Origin of the sequence: Devosia riboflavina (genome assembly GCF_000743575.1) — a bacterium.
GTDB lineage: Bacteria > Pseudomonadota > Alphaproteobacteria > Rhizobiales > Devosiaceae > Devosia > Devosia riboflavina.
Genome location: NZ_JQGC01000079.1, coordinates 1 through 833 on the forward strand (window position 1 = coordinate 1; position 833 = coordinate 833).

1 protein-coding gene is annotated in these 833 nt (G+C 63.3%); it reads left to right on the forward strand.

The window, feature by feature from the left end; translation table 11 throughout:
- Positions 1-69: 69 nt before the first annotated feature.
- The coding region (locus tag JP75_RS24770) for a glucose 1-dehydrogenase (RefSeq protein WP_035087949.1) at positions 70-833 on the forward strand (764 nt) is incomplete at its 3' end.

Sequence of the window (833 nt, forward strand, 5' to 3'; positions counted from 1 at the left end):
ACGACGCCTGGTGCTAGGCTGGCTTAGCGATGGAAACGTCGCTGGAGCACCGATCCGGGAGTTCGACAGATGAATCGTCTGCAAGGCAAAGTCGCTGTGGTTACGGGCGCCGCGCTGGGCATTGGCGCAGCGGTGGCACGCAAGCTGGCGGAGGAGGGCGCTTCCGTGCTCCTCACCGACCTTAAGGAAAGCGAGGGCATGAGCCTCGCGGCCGAGCTGGGCGGCTCGGCGATGTTCCTGCGACATGACGTAACGCAGGAAGAGCAGTGGGAAGCGGTGATGGGCCAGGCGCTCGACCGGTTCGGCCATGTCGACGTGTTGGTCAACAACGCCGGCGTCGGCTTCGGCAGTGCGCCGGAGGACCAGACGCTCGACGATTGGCACAAGCTGATGCGCGTCAATCTGGATGCTGTTTTCCTCGGCACGAAGCACGCCATCCGAGCGATGAAGAAGGCCAAGCCGGCAGGTGCGGGCGGCTCGATCATCAACATGTCCTCGATCGAGGGGTTGGTCGGCGATCCGACGCTCGGCGCCTACAATGCTTCCAAGGGCGGAGTGCGGCTCTATACGAAATCGGTCGCGCTCTATTGCGCGCAGAACAGGCTCGGGATTCGGGTCAATTCGGTGCATCCCGGCTATATCCTGACGCCGATGGTGGAGAACGCCATTGCCGCCGCACCTGATCCCGACGCGATGCGGCAGCATCTGGTGGGCCTGCATCCCGTGGGGCATCTGGGTGAGCCGGATGATATCGCCTGGGGCGTGGTTTATCTCGCTTCGGACGAGTCCAAGTTCGTCACCGGCTCGGAACTGGTGATCGATGGTGGCTACAC